Here is a 16,171-nt window from a genome sequence, read left to right as displayed (position 1 = left end):
GAGGCCGAGGGTCAGATCTCGTCGATCGACGCGGCTTCGAAACGGCTGGAGATGTTGATGCCGAGCTCCTCCGCGGCGCGGTAGGCCTCGTCGTCGGTGTCACGGAGGTTGACCGCCGTGCCGTCGGCCGAGAGCACCTCGACGTTCAGGCAGAGCGACTGCATCTCCTTCATGAGCACCTTGAACGACTCGGGGATGCCCGGCTCCTGGATGTTCTCGCCCTTGACGATGGCCTCGTACACCTTGACGCGACCGAGGATGTCGTCGGACTTGATGGTGAGGAGCTCCTGCAGCGCGTACGCGGCACCGTAGGCCTCGAGGGCCCACACCTCCATCTCACCGAAGCGCTGGCCACCGAACTGGGCCTTACCGCCGAGCGGCTGCTGGGTGATCATCGAGTACGGGCCGGTGGAGCGCGCGTGGATCTTGTCGTCGACCAGGTGGTGGAGCTTCAGGATGTACATGTAGCCCACCGAGATCGGCGCCGGGAACGGCTCGCCGGAGCGGCCGTCGAACAGCGTCGTCTTACCGGACGAGTCGATCAGGCGCTCGCCGTCGCGGGTCGGCAGCGTGGAGTCGAGGAGACCGGCGATCTCCTCCTCGCGGGCGCCGTCGAACACCGGGGTCGCGACCTTCGTGTTGGGGGCGACGTCGTACGCCTCCTTCGGGAGCTTTTCAGCCCACTCCGGGTTGCCCTCGATCTTCCAGCCCTGCTTGGCGGCCCATCCGAGGTGGGTCTCCAGCACCTGACCGAAGTTCATGCGGCCCGGGATGCCGAGCGGGTTGAGGACCACGTCGACCGGGGTGCCGTCGGCGAGGAACGGCATGTCCTCGACCGGCAGGATCTTCGCGATGACGCCCTTGTTGCCGTGACGGCCGGCGAGCTTGTCGCCCTCGGTGATCTTGCGCTTCTGGGCGATGTAGACCACGACGCGGCGGTTCACGCCGGAGCCGAGCTCGTCGTCGCCGTCCTCGGCGTTGAACTCCTTGACCGCGATGATCGTGCCCTGCTCGCCGTGCGGCACCTTGAGGGAGGTGTCGCGCACCTCGCGGCTCTTCTCGTTGAAGATCGCGCGGAGCAGGCGCTCCTCGGCCGACAGCTCGGTCTCGCCCTTCGGCGTGACCTTGCCGACGAGGATGTCACCAGGGCGGACCTCGGCGCCGATGCGGATGATGCCGCGCTCGTCCAGGTCCTTCAGCAGCTCGGGGCTGACGTTGGGGAGGTCACGGGTGATCTCCTCCGCGCCCAGCTTGGTGTCGCGGGCGTCGACCTCGTACTCCTCGATGTGGATCGAGGAGAGGGTGTCGTCCTTCACCAGCTCCTGGCTGAGGATGATCGCGTCCTCGAAGTTGTGGCCCTCCCACGGCATGAACGCCACGAGCAGGTTCTTGCCGAGAGCGAGCTCGCCGTTCTCGGTGGCGGGGCCGTCGGCGATGACCTCGCCGACCTCGACCCGCTCGCCGGCGGAGACGATCACGCGCTGGTTGTAGGAGGTGCCCTGGTTGGAGCGGTCGAACTTGCGCAGGTGGTACTCCTGCGTGCCGCCCTCGTCGAGCATGACGACGACGCGGTCGGCGGAGACCTCGCTGACCACACCGGCCTTCTCGGCGGCGATCACGTCACCGGCGTCGATCGCGGTGTAGCCCTCCATGCCGGTTCCGACCAGCGGGGACTCCGAGCGCAGCAGCGGCACGGCCTGACGCTGCATGTTCGCGCCCATGAGCGCGCGCTGCGCGTCGTCGTGCTCGAGGAACGGCACGAGCGAGGTCGCCACCGACACCATCTGGCGCGGGGAGACGTCGATGTAGCCGATCTCCTCGGGGAGGAACAGGTCCACCTCACCGCTGCCGCCCTTGGGGCGCGCGAGCACGTGGCTCTCGCGGAAGCGGCCGTCCGCGTCGAGCGGGGCGTTCGCCTGCGCGATGTTGAACTCGACCTCCTCCGCCGCGGTCAGGTAGTCGATCTGGTCGGTGACCCGGCCGTCGACGACCTTGCGGTACGGCGTCTCGATGAAGCCGAAGGAGTTGATGCGCGCGAAGGTCGCGAGCGCACCGATCAGACCGATGTTCGGGCCTTCCGGCGTCTCGATCGGGCACATGCGGCCGTAGTGCGACGGGTGCACGTCACGGACCTCGACGCCGGCGCGGTCACGGCTCAGACCACCGGGGCCGAGGGCCGAGAGGCGGCGCTTGTTGGTCAGACCCGCGAGCGGGTTGTTCTGGTCCATGAACTGGGACAGCTGCGAGGTGCCGAAGAACTCCTTGATCGCGGCCACGACGGGGCGCACGTTGATCAGGGTCTGCGGGGTGATCGCCTCGATGTCCTGCGTGGTCATGCGCTCGCGGACGACGCGCTCCATACGGGACAGACCGGTGCGGACCTGGTTCTGGATCAGCTCGCCGACGGCGCGGATGCGGCGGTTGCCGAAGTTGTCGATGTCGTCGGTGGCGAGGCGGATCTCGGTCTTCTTGCCGCCGCGGATGCCCTCGAAGGTCTCGTCGCCGCGGTGCAGGCGCACCAGGTACTTGATGGTCGCGACGATGTCCTCGACCGTGAGCACCGACTCGGTGAGCGGGGTGTCCAGGCCCAGCTTGTGGTTGATCTTGTAGCGACCCACCTTGGCCAGGTCGTAGCGCTTCGGGTTGAAGTAGAAGTTGTCCAGCAGCGCGCGGGCGGCCTCGGCGGCGACCTGCTCACCCGGACGCAGCTTGCGGTAGATGTCGCGGAGCGCGTCATCCTTGGTGAGGATGGTGTCCTTCGCGAGGGTCTCCTCGATCGACGGGAACCCGGCGAACTCGGCGAGGATCTCCTCGCTGGTCATGCCGAGCGCCTTGAGGAAGACGGTCACGGACTGCTTGCGCTTGCGGTCGATGCGCACGCCGACCTGGTCGCGCTTGTCGATCTCGAACTCGAGCCAGGCGCCGCGGCTGGGGATGACGCGGGCGGACACGATGTCCTTGTCGCTGGTCTTGTCCGGGGTCTTGTCGAAGTAGACGCCGGGCGAGCGCACCAGCTGCGAGACGACGACGCGCTCGGAGCCGTTGATGATGAACGTGCCCTTGTCGGTCTGCAGCGGGAAGTCGCCCATGAAGACCGTCTGCGTCTTGATCTCACCGGTCTGGTGGTTCATGAACTCGGCCTCGACGTACAGCGGGGCGGCGTACGTCTTGCCGCGCTCCTTGCACTCCTCGATGGAGTACTTCTCCGGCTCGAGGTACGGGTTCGTGAACGAGAGCTGCATCGTCTCGCCGAGGTCCTCGATCGGGGAGATCTCCTCGAAGACCTCACCCAGACCGGAGATCTCGGAGACGTCGGTGCGGCCGGCGGCCTTGGCCTCGGCCACGCGCGCCTTCCAGGCGTCGTTGCCGACGAGCCAGCCGAAGGACTCGGTCTGCAGGGCGAGGAGGTCGGGGACCGTCAGCGTGTCGGAGATCTTGGCGAACGAGAGGCGGGATGCTCCGCGTCCGTTCTTGGGGGTGGTGGTGGATGTGGATGCGTTGCGAGCAGCAGCCAAGGGAATAACCTCCGTGAGCCCGGGCGGGGCTCTTCGATTCCGTGTCGTCGGTGGAGCGCGCGCTCGAATCCACCTCGCATGCACGCATCGCTCGGAGAGCGGGGCACACGACGACTGCCGACCACCATATGAGGGCAGGGAGAAACGAACGCAAAGTATCACTATAGACGCTCCGACGCGCCATGTCCACCTGGGTTCTTGACGCCGACGCCAGGTTGCGGTAACGGGCCCTCAGCCCATCGAAAGACCCTGAGCCCGTCGAAGGGTCCGACGCTTCGACAGGCTCAGCGTCCGGGCGGGGCGACGCTTCGACAGGCTCAGTGTCCGGGCGGGGCGACGCTTCGACGGGCTCAGCGTCCGATCGGACCCCTCAGTGCATCACGTTGCCGCGGCAGGCGTCGCCGGGGCTCGGCATCACGGCCTTCATGCCGGCCCGCACGTACTGTCCGTAGCTCTGCACGTGACCCTCGGTGATCATGTCGTCGTCGAATCCCGGCGGGTTCATCTCCACGTCGTCCGGCACGTCCTGACCGGAGAAGTGGCACGCCGAGTGCGCCTTGTCCCCGCCGCGGACGTCGCCGCCCTGCCCGGTGTACTCCCCCGCCATCGCCGTGCCGCTGCTGCCGAGCACGAACACCAGCGCGAGCGCAGCACCGATCGCTGTCTTGTTCATGTCGCTTCCCATCCCCAGAGGAATCCCGGGCGCGTCCCACGGCGCCCGCGCGCGGCCGATTGCCGCACAGCACCGTTCTAGACCTGCGGATGCCCAGGCACAAGGGCTTCCCGATCCCGGCCGTGCCGGCCGCTGGGCCCGTCGACGCCGTCAGGACGCGATGCCGAGTTCGTTGCCGGGGATGGACGCGAGGAGCCGGCGCGTGTACGGGTCGCGGGGGTTCGTGAAGATCTCCTCAGAGCTCGCCGCCTCCACCAGCGCGCCGTCCTTCATCACGCAGACGTAGTCGCTGATCAGACGCACCACGGCGAGGTCGTGCGAGATGAACAGGTAGCTCAGCCCGTACTCGCGCTGGAGGTCGCCGAGGAGGGTGAGGATCTGCGCCTGCACCAGCACGTCCAGCGCCGACACCGGCTCGTCGCAGACCACCAGGTCGGGCGAGAGCGCCAGCGCCCGGGCGATCGCCACCCGCTGACGCTGCCCGCCGGACAGCTCGGACGGGTACCGCTGCAGCATCGACTGCGGCAGCGCGACGTCGTCGAGCAGCTGCCGCACGCGCGCACGCCGCTCGGCCCGGCTGCCCCGCTTGTAGAACTCCAGCGGCTCGGCGATCAGCCGCTCGATCGTGAACATCGGGTTCAGGCTGGAGTACGGGTCCTGGAACACCGGCTGCACGCGCTGGCGGAAGTCGCGGGTCTGCGCCCGGTCGAGGGCGAAGATGTCGCGGCCCTCGAAACGGATGCTGCCGGCGGTCGGCTCGATCAGCTTCAGCAGCATCCGTGCCGTGGTGGTCTTCCCGGAGCCGGACTCCCCCACGATCGCCACCGTCTCGCCGCGCGGGATCGCGAGCGAGACGTCGTCGACGGCCACGAAGTCCTCGCCGCGGCCGCGGACCGGGTACACCTTGCGGAGGTTCTCGATCTCGACGATGTTGTCCGAACTGCCGGACGCCGAGCCGCCGGACGCCGAGCCGCCGGACGCTGTGCCGTCGGACGCTGAGCCCGTCGAAGCGTCCCCCGCGTCTGCGGGGCGCCGGTACGCCTCCGGCCGCAGGCGCACGGCGGCGATCGACGGGGCGGCCTTCACCAGGCTCTGGGTGTACGGATGCTGCGGGTCGTCGAGGATCCGCCGCGCCGGGCCCTGCTCGACCACGCGGCCGCGGTGCATCACCACCACGCGCTGGGCGCGTTCGGCGGCGAGGCCGAGGTCGTGCGTGATCAGCAGCACCGCCGTGCCGAGGTCGCGGGTCATCGTCGCGAGCTGGTCGAGGATGGTGCGCTGCACGGTGACGTCCAGGGCGCTGGTCGGCTCGTCGGCGATGAGCAGCCGCGGCCGGCAGGCCAGGCCGATCGCGATCAGCGCCCGCTGCCGCAGACCGCCGGACAGCTCGTGCGGGTACTGCTTCGCCCGCCGCTCCGGGTCGGGCAGGCCCGCGGCGGCGAGCGCCTCGATCACCTTCTCGTGCACGTTCTGCCGGTTCGCGAGGCCGTGCGCCAGCAGCGTCTCGGCGACCTGCGTGCCGATCTTCGCCACCGGGTTGAGGTTCGACATCGGGTCCTGCGGGACCATCCCGATGTCGCGGCCGCGGATGCTGCGCAGCTCGCTCTCCGGAATGCCGACGAGCTCGCGCCCGTCCAGACGGATGCTGCCGCCGGCGACCCGCCCGCCCGAGGCGAGCAGTCCGATCACGGCCATCGCGGTGGTGGACTTGCCCGACCCGGACTCGCCCACGATCGCGACCGTCTCGCCGGGGGCGATCTCCAGATCGACGCCCTCGACGGCGTGCACCACGCCGTCGATCGTGGTGAAGTCCACGGCCAGATCGCTCACCTGCAGCAGCGGCTGCGCGGTCACGGTGTCGCGCTCGCTCATCTCTGCGCCTCCTCCTCGCGCGCTCATCGCGCCCTCGTCCGCGGGTCCATCGCCTCGCGCAGCGCCTCGCCGAACAGGGTGAAGCCCAGGGCGGTGACCGCGATGCAGATGCCGGGCAGGAACGCCAGCCACGGGGCGATCGCCAGCTCGCTCTGGGCGTAGGTCAGCATCCGTCCCCACTCCGCCGTCTCGGGACGCCCGCCGCCGAGACCGAGGAACGACAGCGCCGCCGCGTCGATGACCGCGGTGGCGAGGGTCAGCGTGCCCTGCACGATGACCGGGCCGATCGCGTTCGGCAGCACGTGCGTCATCGTGATCGCGCCGCGGCCGAGACCCAGGGTCTGCGCCGACAGCACGTACTCGGAGGTGCGCTGCTGCAGCATCGACGCGCGCAGCAGGCGGGCGAAGATCGGCACCTGCGAGGCGCCGATCGCGATCATCACCGCGGACGGCGTCTGGCCGAGGATCGCCGCGATCGACACCGCGAGCAGCAGGTTCGGCACCGACAGGATGATGTCCACGAGGCGCATGATGAGGGTGTCCACCCAGCCGCCGAACGTGCCGGCGAGCAGGCCCAGCAGCATCCCGCCGACGAGGCCGAAGGCGGTCGAGACGACGCCGACCATGAGCGACGCCTGCGCGCCCCAGATGAGCTTGGAGAGCACGTCGCCGCCGAAGCGGTCGAGGCCGAGGGGGAACTCCGGCAGCTCCCCGGGCCCGGGGATGTGCGTCGGGGTGATGTCGCTGGCGCCGGGCAGCGCGGTCTCCGGGTACGGGGCGATCAGCGGCGCGAGCGCCGCGACCAGCAGGAACACGCCGACGATGGCGGCTCCGATCCACGCGGTGGGGTTGCGGCGGATGCGGCGGAACACGTCCCGCCAGAAGCCGCCCGGTCCCTTCTTCAGGCCGGCCTGCGCCACCGCGACGGTGTCGACGACCTCGCCCTCGGCCATGGGCCCCTGGGCCGGTGGGAGGACTGCGCTCATCACTGCACCCTCACTCTCGGGTCGATCAGGCTGTACGAGATGTCCACCGCGAGGTTGATCAGCGCGTACGCGATCGCGATGAAGATGATGAAGCCCTGCAGCACCGGGAAGTCGCGCGCGAAGATCGCCCGCGCCAGGAACGATCCGATGCCGGGGAAGGCGAACACCGTCTCGGTGAGCACCGCCCCCGAGATCAGCAGGCCGGTCTGCAGGCCGATCGTGGTGATCACCGGCAGCATGGCGTTGCGCAGGATGAACCGGCTGCGCAGGGTGCTCTGGGTCACGCCCTTGGCCTTGCCGGTGCGGACGTAGTCGGCGTTCTGCACCTCCAGCACGCTGGCGCGCGTGATCCGCACGATGATCGCCAGCGGGATGGTGCCGAGGGCGAGCGCCGGCAGGACGAGGTGCAGGATCGCGTCCCACGCGGCGTCGAACTCTCCGGTGATGATGCCGTCCCAGACGTAGAACCCGGTGACGTGCGTGGCGTCGATGCGCGGGTTCTGCCGGCCGTCCGACGGCAGCCAGCCCAGCTCCACCGCGAACACGTACTTCAGGATGAACGCCAGGAAGAACACCGGGATCGTGATGCCGACCAGGCTCAGCACCACCGCGGAGTGGTCGCTGAACCTGCCGTGCCGGCGCGCGGCCCAGTATCCGAGGGGGATGCCCACGCCGACGGCGAAGATCAGCGCGAGCACGCTGAGCTCGATCGTCGCCGGGAAGCGGCGGAAGAACTCCTCCACGACGGGGCGCGAGGTCACGATCGACGCGCCGAAGTCGCCCTGCAGCAGCCGTCCGATCCACGTGACGTACTGCTCGATCAGGGGCCGGTCGAAGCCGTAGAGCCGATTGACCCGCTCCACGGCATCCGGCGTCGCCTTCTCGCCGAGAAGCGCGACCGCGGGGCCGCCGGGCAGGGCCCTGACCCACGCGAACAGGAGGATGCTCAGGCCGAAGAGGGTGGGGATGAGGAACAGCAGTCGCCTGCCGATGGTGCGCAGCACGAAGTATCTCCGATCGTCGCCACGGTCCCCTCTCCCGGCCGGAAGGCGACCGGGAGAGGGACGCGGCCGGGCATCACTCGGTCAGGACGATGTCCGTGAACACCTCGTCGTTCACCGGGCTCGCCGGGTAGCTCTTCACCCGCGGCGAGAACGCCAGGGTCGGAGCCGGGTGGGCGAGCGGAACGCCCGGGATGAACTGCGCGACGTCCTCGTTGATCTCCTCGTACAGCGGGGTCTGCTCCTCCAGGCTCGAGATGCCCCGGGCCTCGGTCAGCTTCTGGAACAGCTCCGGGTTGTCGAAGCCCCACTCGGAGCTGGGCTGCCCGAAGAAGACGCCGACGAAGTTGTCGGTGTCGTTGTAGTCGCCGGTCCAGCCGAGCAGGTGGATGCCGTGGTCGGGGGTGCCGGTGATCTTGTCCAGGTAGTCCGGGCTCCAGGCATCCGTCTCCGGCGTGATCTGCACCCCGACCTCCTCGAGCTGCTTCGAGAGGACGGTGAAGATCTGCTCCGGGTTCGGCATGTACGGACGCGACACGTTGACCGGGTAGTTGAAGGTCAGGCTGAGCGGGTTCTCGGCGGTGAAGCCGGCCTCCGCGAGGAGAGCCTTGGCCTTCTCCGGGTCGTACTCGTACGTGGTCACGTCGGGGTTGTAGCCGTTGACGACCTCGGGGACGAACTGCGTCGCCTTCTGCGTGCCCTCAGGGAGCACCTGCTTGATCAGCGCGTCCTTGTCGATCGCGTGCGACAGCGCCTGCCGGACGCGGATGTCCTGCAGCTCCGGGACGGCCTGGTTGAAGCCGAGGTACAGGATCGTGAACGGCGGGCGGGACACCATCGTGAACCCGGCCTCCTCGAGCGCCTTGGTGTCGGCCGGGCCGACCAGGTCGTAGCCGTCGATGTCGCCGGCCTCGAGCGCCTGCCGGCGGGCGGTGGGCTCGCCGATCACCCGGAAGATGATCTCCTCGATCTGGCCCTGCTCGCCCCAGTAGTCCTCGTAGGCGGTCAGCGTGACGTTCTCGCCCGTGCTCCACGACTCGAACTTGAACGGGCCGGTGCCGACCGGGTGCGCCTTGGCGTACTCGGAGAGCACGGGCGCCTCGGCGGTGCCGCCCACCTCGTCGGCGCCGAACTCCTTCAGCGCGGACGGGCTCTGCATGCCGAACGCCGGCAGCGACAGGGAGGCCACGAACCCCGCGAACGGCTTGTTCAGCTCGATCGTCACCGAGTGCTCGCCGTCGGGCGTACAGGACTTGTAGACGGCGTCGGCCGGGTTGGAGGCGTAGCCCTTGAACAGCTTGTTGTAGTAGTAGCCGAGCGCCTCGGAGGCCAGCAGCCCGGTCCAGTTGTACCAGCGGTCGAAGTTGTAGCAGACGGCCTCGGCGTTGAACGGGGTGCCGTCGTGGAAGGTGACGCCCTCTTTCAGGGTGAAGGTGTGGGTCATGCCGTCCTCGGACGACTCCCACTCCTCGGCGAGCAGCGGGGCCGGGTCGGCCGTGCCGGGCTTGGTGCCGACCAGGCCCTCGAAGATCTGGCGGGAGACGCGGAACGTCTCGCCGTCCTGGGCGATGGCGGGGTCGAGGCTGGCCGGGTCCGCGGATGCCGCGAACACGAAGGTCGTGTCGACCTCGGCGGCGCCCTCGTCGCCGTTGTCGTCGTCGCGCTGGCTCGCGACGCATCCGGACAGCAGCATCGCCGCGACGGCGGCTCCGGCGACGGCGATCAGCCGTCCCCGACGCGTGGGTGAGTAGTGCATGGTGTGCCTTCCCTTGAACGCTTCATTGCGCGCATCGGATGCGGCGTCGCATCCGCACACGTGATGAAATCGACGCTACCCACGACCGCGTGACATTCCAACTCACCACGGTTGCGATCCGGTATCGGCTTCCGCGCTCCCCGGTCCCTCCCCGGCCGTCCCGGGCACTCCCGGTCGTTGAGCGAGGACGGCGAAGCCGACCGAGACGAAACGCCCCGCCCCCGCCGACCCCGCCCTTCCGCGTACCCTCATCTCATGGGACGAGCACGCGGCCGGGACGCCGAGCACCCCCGCATCCGCCTCGATCATGGCGGCGTCGTCGAGATCGCCCCGTCCGAGTTCACCCGCGGCTTCGAGCTGATCGTCGACGGCACGCCCCAGTCGCACGTCGACCTCGACGACCCGACGCACCTGCATTTCGAGTACATCGTCCGGATGGGCGCGGTGATCGACCAGCTCGGCGAGCCCGGGCAACCGCTCACCGCGGTGCACCTCGGCGCCGGAGCGCTCACGCTCCCCCGTTACATCGAGGCGACCCGCCCCGGTTCGCGGCAGCAGGTGATCGAGCTCGAGGCCCCGCTCGTGCAGCTGGTGCGCGAGGAGCTCCCCCTGCCGCGGGGCGCGGCCATCCGCACCCGCATCGGCGACGCCCGCGAGGGTTTGAAGCGCCTGCCGCCCGCGCTGAAGGGGCGGTGCGATCTCGTCGTCTCGGACGTCTACTCCGGGGCGCGGACACCCGCGCACCTGACCAGCGTCGAGTTCTACCGCGAGCTGTCCGCGCTCCTCGCGCCGCCCGGCGTGCTGCTCGTGAACGTCGCCGACGGACCCGGCCTCGCCTTCGCGCGCCGCCAGGTCGCGACCGTGGCGGCGGTGTTCTCCGACGTGGCGCTGCTCGCCGACACCCAGGTCCTCAAGGGGCGTCGGTTCGGGAACCTCGTCATCGCGGCATCCGCCACATCGCTGCCGACCGCGTGGCTGCCGCGGATGCTCGCCGCCGGGCCGCACCCGGCGAAGATCGCGCAGGGTGACGAGATCGCGGCGTTCGCCGAGGGAGCGCGCATCGTCACGGATGCGGATGCCGTGGACTCGCCGCGACCGGACGCCTCGGTGTTCCTGCGCTGAGCCGCCGGAGCGCCCGGGGGCGTGACGCGGGAGACGGCGGATGCGGCACGCGCCGGGCGTGCCTCAGAGGGTTCCCGGGTCGGCCAGGCAGACTGGAAAGGACGTCGCGGAGAGAGGAGCCACCGGTCATGGGTTTCATCAAGGGTTACGACCCCGAGACGCTTCGTGAACTGGTGGACCCCCGGGAGTGCGCCGACCGGCTGGCCGAGATCGAGCAGCAGCGCAGCATCCCCGCCCTGCTGGAGCGCGTCTGGCTGCTGAAGGTGCTCGGCCGCCTGGACGACGCGCTCGTGCTGGCCGAGGAGACCGTGCGGCAGGCGCGCATGGCCGGCACCCGGAAGGATGTGCTCCGGGCCAGGGTGCTGCACGCGACCGTGCTGCAGTACCGCGGCGCCCACGCCGCCGCCGAGCAGGAGCTGGCGACGTGCGCGAACGAGGCCGAGGGACAGCGCTGGGCCGGCATCGCCGCGTTCGCCCACCAGCACCATGGCAAGAACGCGTACGACGCCGGCGACTACGAGCAGGCGCGCGAGAGCTTCAAGCGCTGGCTGTTCCTGCGCCGCGAGTCCGGTGCGGACGACAGCGAGCTGGAGACCGCGCTGCTCGCGATCGAGGCCGTGGAGCGGCGCCGCACGTCCGAGCCCGTCAGCGTCTGACACCCTTTGCCCCCGCTCGCTTCCCCGGTCGCCGAGCGAGCAGCGTTTCCCGGTCGTTGAGCGAGCACCGCCGCCGGGAGAATCCCGCATTCCCCAGCACCCTCCGCGGTGCGATTTCCTCCTCGCGACGCCGAGCGCGATCACCGCCAGGAGAATCCTGCGCCCCACAGCCCCCTCCGCCGTGCGGTTTCCTCCCGGCGGCATCCGCTCCGCCGCGCACCCGGGCCTCTCCTCGCCGTCGTTGAGCAAGCGCGCCGCAGGCGGAGCGAGACGAAACGCGCCCGATGTCGGAGATCCGTTCTAGTCTGAGCGCATGGCAGATCTGGACCGGGTGCGCGTCTGGGGCGAGGCACTGATCAGGCTCCACCTCGACGAGTCCTGGTCGTTCGGCTTCGACCACGCCAAGCGCCGGGCCGGTGCCTGCCACTACCAGACCAAGACGATCACCGTCTCCCGCTACCTCGCCGCCCGGTTCGACGACGACGAGATCCACCAGGTGCTGCTGCACGAGGTCGCCCATGCGCTCGCCGGTCATGCCGCCGCACACGGTCCCGCGTGGAGGCGGGTGGCCCGCGAGCTGGGCTACGTCGGCGGAACGACCCACACCGGGGAGACGGCGGTGGAGCTCGCGCCGTGGATCGGTCGCTGCCCGGCGGGCCACATCGCGTACCGGCATCGCCGTCCCACGCGTGCCACGTCGTGCGCCAAGTGCTCGCGGCGCTTCGACCAGCGCTACCTGTTCGAGTGGACCCGCCGCGAGATCACGCCGGCCGACCGACTCGCCGCCATGCGTCCACGCTGACCTTCTCCCCGAGGCGGCACCGCCGCCCGCCCGCAGCCACAATGTGTCACGTCCGACCACTGCGGACAGCCGAAACCGACCGATGGCGCCACAATGTGGCGGGGAACCGGCCGCGCGCCGTCAGGGCGTGGGAGCGGTGGCCGACCTGCGGCGGACGACGGATGCCAGGGCCCGCCACCCGAGCAGGAGCACCGCGAGCGTGAGCGTCGCCACGATGACGAACGGCAACTGCGCCGTGGCGCCGGATGCCAGCCGCAGCAGCATCCCGCCGACGACGGTGACGACCCACACGACGGCGCCCCACCTCAACGACCAGGGTCGGCGCGGGCGCCCCGGCAGGAGCGCGGCCAGGAGGTGCCCCGCGGCGAGCGCGGCCAGGAACGGCCAGGCGGTGAGGAGGAATCCCGACGGATCCTCGGCGTGAGATGCTCGCCCGATCACGGCGAACACGAGGACGAGGGCGGCGTCGACGATGAGCGCGGGGAGGTACCTCATAGCGCTGACCCTACGCCGCGGCATCCGGGAACGTCGGCGGCGCGCGAGCGATCAGGCGAAAGCGACGAAGACGCCGTCCCGCAGCACGGGTACCGCGTCGACCGCGTCCAGTTCCGCCGCCTGCGCGACGGTGACGGGATGGATGCCGGCGTCCGCCATCCGCTCCGTGGACGGAACGCCCTCGGCGAGCTCCCTGCCGGAGCCGCCGGCTGACAGCAGGTGCCGCAGCGCGCGCCGCAGTGCCCGGAACGACTCGGATGCGGCGGCGGCCTCCGGCGAGCTGTGGTCGATGCCGAGATCCGACAGCGCGGCGATCACCGCTCCAGCGCCGAGCTGGTCCTCCACCGCGAAGCGGAGCGTGTCGTCCGGTGCGCGTTCTCCGGCCGCGATGACGGCGACCGATGTGCGGGCACCGCGGCGCTCCTGCTCGGCCATCACCGCGCGAGCCGTCGCCGCCGCGTTGCGGAGCGAGCCGAGCAGCACCGTCCCGGCATCCGCTGCGGCCGCGACGGCGGCACCGTTGATCGACCACGGGATCGCAGCCTCGAGCTCGACGGTGCCGCCTGCGGCGACGAGGTCGGCGACCGTCGACGAGAACCGCAGCACGTCGACGACCACGACGACGTCGGCCGGAGCGAGCCGGGCGAGGCCCTCGGCGCCCCATTCGAAGCGCACCTGATACGTGGACTGGTCGAACGGGGACGGCATCCGTCCAGCCTATGCGCGGATCCCCGCGAGGAAGGGAACCCGCCCGGGCATGCGCGTCGGGGCGGATGCGGGAATCTCCCCGCGACCAGGACGTCCCCCGCCGCAGGGAGAAGAACGCACCCCGCCGGGCATCCGCAGGTGCGGGAACCTCCCCGCGACGAGGGAACCCGGCCCCGCCCGCGGCCCACCCGCCTCAGTCCGCGGCGAGCGCCTCCACCGGCGATACCCGCGTGGCGAGGCGGGTCGGGGTGACCGCGGCGACCACGGTGAGCACGGCGGTCGCGGCGACGATCACCGCCACCGGAATCCAGGGCACCGCCGGCAGCACGAGTCCGGCGGGCTGGAACTCCGGCAGCGTCGGCACCGACCCGAGCAGCGACTGCGCCGCGATCCAGCCGTACGCGATTCCGAGCACGAGCCCGGTGAGGGTCGACGCCAGGGTGATGTGCAGCGCCTCGAGCAGCACCATCCGGCGCACCTGCCCCGCGGTGAGGCCGATCGCCCGCAGCAGCCCGAGCTCCCGCTTGCGCTGCACCACCCCGATGGTGAGCAGGTTCACCAGCCCGACCGAGGCGATCACGGCCGACACCGCGACGAGCACCATCATCACCGAGGCGAACCCGTCCATCGGCGCGATGAACGCCTGTGCCATCTCGTCGGACGACATCTGCCCCTCCATCTGCCCCATCATCAGCGCCTTCGTCGTCTCCAGCGCCACCGCGAACATCGTGACGAGCGTGACGCCCATCACGACGCCGATGGCCATCCGGCTCGAGCGCTCGGGGTGACGCAGGGCGTTCTCGGCAGCCAGGCGCGCGGTCGCGCTGTCGCCGAGCATCCGTCCGACCAGGCGCAGCACCGGCGGCATCACGAGCACCGCGCCGGTCGCCAGGCCGGTGAACGACAGGATGCCGCCGAAGAACGCGACCACGACGCCGAGCGGCGTCACAAGGCCGAGCGCCATCCCCGCCGCGAGCAGGCCGATGCCCAGCAGCAGCAGGATGAGGGCACCGACGTGACGGGCCGGGCGGGTGGCGACCTCCTCGTGCGAGCGCTCCACCGAGCCGCCCAGCGCCTGCAGCGGCGTGACCGTCAGCACGCGGCGCGACCCGACCCAGGCCGCCAGCCAGGTGGTGACGGCGACGCCGACGACGGGCAGCACGAGCGCCGGCTGGGCGAGGGTGAACGTATCCGGGGTCCGCTCGAGCAGCCGCTCCCCCACGAGCACCCCGAGGGCCGAGAGGCCGAGACCGGATGCCAGCCCGACGGCTGCGCCGATGATCCCGACGACGAAGCCCTGCCCGGCGACCTCGCTGCGCTGCGACCGTGCGGATGCCCCGATCAGGCGCATCAGCGCGATGCGGCGCGTCCGTCCGGCGATGATCGTGGAGAAGGTGTTCGCGGTGACGATCGCCGCGACGTACATCGCGACTCCGGTGAGCAGCACGGACAGGATCGCGACGACCGCGGCGAGCGTCCCGCTGTCGCCGATGAACGGGTCGGACTTCAGCAGGTCGCCCGTGTAGACGGTGACCTCGACGAGGAACACGCCGAACGCGGAGGCCAGCGCGGCGACGAGGATGCTGGCACCCATGCCGCGATCACGCAGCCACGCCAGCCGCGCCGGCCGGGGGCGCTCGAGGATCGCCTCGGCCACCAGCGCGGTCACGCCGCCACCTCCGCCGCGAGCATGTACGAGGCGATCTGCTCCGCGGTCTGCCGCGGGTGGTCGGCCACGATCCGGCCGTCGCCGAGGAACAGCACGCGGTCCGCGTGACTCGCGGCGATGGCGTCGTGGGTGACCATCGCGATCGACTGCCCGTGGTCACGGCTGGCCGCGGCGAGGAGCTTCAGCACCTCGCGTCCGGTCGCGGAGTCGAGGTTGCCGGTGGGCTCGTCGGCGAAGACGAGGTCGGGCGCGGTGGCGAGGGCGCGGGCGATCGCGACCCGCTGCTGCTGCCCGCCGGACAGCTGGTGCGGGCGGTGCCTCAGCCGGGCGCCCAGGCCGAGCGTATCGACGAGGTCGTCGATCCGCGCCCGCTCGATCGCGCTCGGTCGGCGGCCGTCGAGCTCGAACGGCAGCAGGATGTTCCCCAGCACGTCGAGGGTCGGCACGAGGTTGAAGGCCTGGAAGATGAACCCCACGCGGCGGCGGCGAAGGATCGTCATGTCCAGGTCGCCGAGGCCGGTGATCTCGGTGTCGCCGATCCACACCCGCCCCTCGGTGGGGGCGTCGAGCCCGGCCATGATGTGCATGAGCGTGGACTTGCCCGAACCGGACGGCCCCATGATCGCGGTGAACTGGCCCCGGCGGATGCCGACGCTGACGTCGTCGAGCGCCCGCACCCCCGCATCGCCGGTGCCGTAGGTCTTGGTGAGGTGCTGGACGCGGGCGGCGAGCCCGAGGCCCGAGGTCGTGATCTCCATGCCTCCGACGCTATTTTCCAGGCCCCGCCCGACACATCGCCCCGGGGATGCATCCGTCGTACATCCGCAGGATGATCATCCCCCTCGTGACGCCGCCCCGCATCCACATGAACAGCCACATCGTGTCGCGTTCCGCAGGTGCCCGCCACGGCAACCCA

The 16,171-nt window shown here is 70.5% G+C and carries 13 protein-coding genes; 3 read left to right on the top strand and 10 right to left on the bottom strand.

Going from position 1 to position 16,171, the window contains the following annotated elements; all coding sequences use genetic code 11:
- Nucleotides 1-11: 11 nt before the first annotated feature.
- The 6 genes from rpoB to JSY13_RS01960 form a co-directional block, all read right to left on the bottom strand.
- Entirely contained in the window at nucleotides 12-3,515 is a 3,504-nt protein-coding gene (rpoB, locus tag JSY13_RS01985) for a DNA-directed RNA polymerase subunit beta (RefSeq protein WP_259607339.1), read from the bottom strand.
- A 370-nt stretch (nucleotides 3,516-3,885) separates the two neighbouring features.
- Nucleotides 3,886-4,188: a hypothetical protein gene (locus tag JSY13_RS01980; RefSeq protein ID WP_259607338.1), complete on the bottom strand. Its 303-nt coding sequence runs from the start codon at nucleotides 4,186-4,188 to the stop codon at nucleotides 3,886-3,888.
- A 150-nt stretch (nucleotides 4,189-4,338) separates the two neighbouring features.
- Nucleotides 4,339-6,060 (bottom strand): ABC transporter ATP-binding protein, encoded by a 1,722-nt coding sequence (locus tag JSY13_RS01975; RefSeq protein ID WP_259607337.1) that lies wholly within the window; start codon nucleotides 6,058-6,060, stop codon nucleotides 4,339-4,341.
- Nucleotides 6,061-6,083: 23 nt separating this feature from the next.
- Nucleotides 6,084-7,046, bottom strand: coding sequence for an ABC transporter permease (locus JSY13_RS01970; RefSeq protein ID WP_259607336.1), 963 nt, complete (start codon nucleotides 7,044-7,046; stop codon nucleotides 6,084-6,086).
- Complete coding sequence (locus tag JSY13_RS01965) at nucleotides 7,046-8,050, bottom strand: ABC transporter permease (protein ID WP_259607335.1); 1,005 nt, start codon at nucleotides 8,048-8,050, stop codon at nucleotides 7,046-7,048. Before JSY13_RS01965 ends, JSY13_RS01970 begins: the two co-directional genes overlap by 1 nt.
- A gap of 73 nt (nucleotides 8,051-8,123) precedes the next feature.
- A complete protein-coding gene (locus JSY13_RS01960) occupies nucleotides 8,124-9,803 on the bottom strand; it encodes an ABC transporter substrate-binding protein (protein WP_259607334.1) in 1,680 nt (559 codons plus the stop codon).
- Nucleotides 9,804-10,058: 255 nt separating this feature from the next.
- On the opposite strand from JSY13_RS01960, the gene JSY13_RS01955 reads away from it, so the two are divergent.
- From JSY13_RS01955 to JSY13_RS01945, 3 genes are all read left to right on the top strand, one after another.
- The gene (locus JSY13_RS01955; RefSeq protein WP_259607333.1) at nucleotides 10,059-10,925 is read left to right on the top strand and encodes a spermidine synthase; all 867 of its coding nucleotides are present in this window, start codon (nucleotides 10,059-10,061) and stop codon (nucleotides 10,923-10,925) included.
- 128 nt (nucleotides 10,926-11,053) lie between these two features.
- On the top strand, nucleotides 11,054-11,581 hold the full coding sequence (locus JSY13_RS01950) for a hypothetical protein (protein ID WP_259607332.1): 528 nt from the start codon (nucleotides 11,054-11,056) through the stop codon (nucleotides 11,579-11,581).
- Between the two features lie 313 nt (nucleotides 11,582-11,894).
- Entirely contained in the window at nucleotides 11,895-12,383 is a 489-nt protein-coding gene (locus JSY13_RS01945; RefSeq protein ID WP_259607331.1) for a SprT-like domain-containing protein, read from the top strand.
- A gap of 120 nt (nucleotides 12,384-12,503) precedes the next feature.
- Here JSY13_RS01945 and JSY13_RS01940 read toward each other — a convergent pair whose 3' ends face one another.
- The 4 genes from JSY13_RS01940 to JSY13_RS01925 form a co-directional block, all read right to left on the bottom strand.
- Nucleotides 12,504-12,878, bottom strand: coding sequence for a DUF3054 domain-containing protein (locus tag JSY13_RS01940; RefSeq protein ID WP_259607330.1), 375 nt, complete (start codon nucleotides 12,876-12,878; stop codon nucleotides 12,504-12,506).
- Nucleotides 12,879-12,929: 51 nt separating this feature from the next.
- Nucleotides 12,930-13,586 carry a 2-phosphosulfolactate phosphatase gene (locus JSY13_RS01935; RefSeq protein ID WP_259607329.1) on the bottom strand — a complete coding sequence of 219 codons (657 nt, stop codon included), beginning with the start codon at nucleotides 13,584-13,586 and terminating at the stop codon, nucleotides 12,930-12,932.
- Nucleotides 13,587-13,779: 193 nt separating this feature from the next.
- Nucleotides 13,780-15,255 (bottom strand): ABC transporter permease, encoded by a 1,476-nt coding sequence (locus tag JSY13_RS01930; RefSeq protein WP_432806430.1) that lies wholly within the window; start codon nucleotides 15,253-15,255, stop codon nucleotides 13,780-13,782.
- Nucleotides 15,252-16,013 carry an ABC transporter ATP-binding protein gene (locus JSY13_RS01925; RefSeq protein ID WP_259607328.1) on the bottom strand — a complete coding sequence of 254 codons (762 nt, stop codon included), beginning with the start codon at nucleotides 16,011-16,013 and terminating at the stop codon, nucleotides 15,252-15,254. Before JSY13_RS01925 ends, JSY13_RS01930 begins: the two co-directional genes overlap by 4 nt.
- Nucleotides 16,014-16,171 lie beyond the last annotated feature (158 nt).

Source organism: Microbacterium neungamense, from assembly GCF_024971095.1.
Taxonomy (GTDB): Bacteria; Actinomycetota; Actinomycetes; order Actinomycetales; family Microbacteriaceae; genus Microbacterium; species Microbacterium neungamense.
The sequence above is the reverse complement of the archived record's forward strand: the minus strand, read 5'-3'. Positions and strand labels throughout refer to the sequence as shown.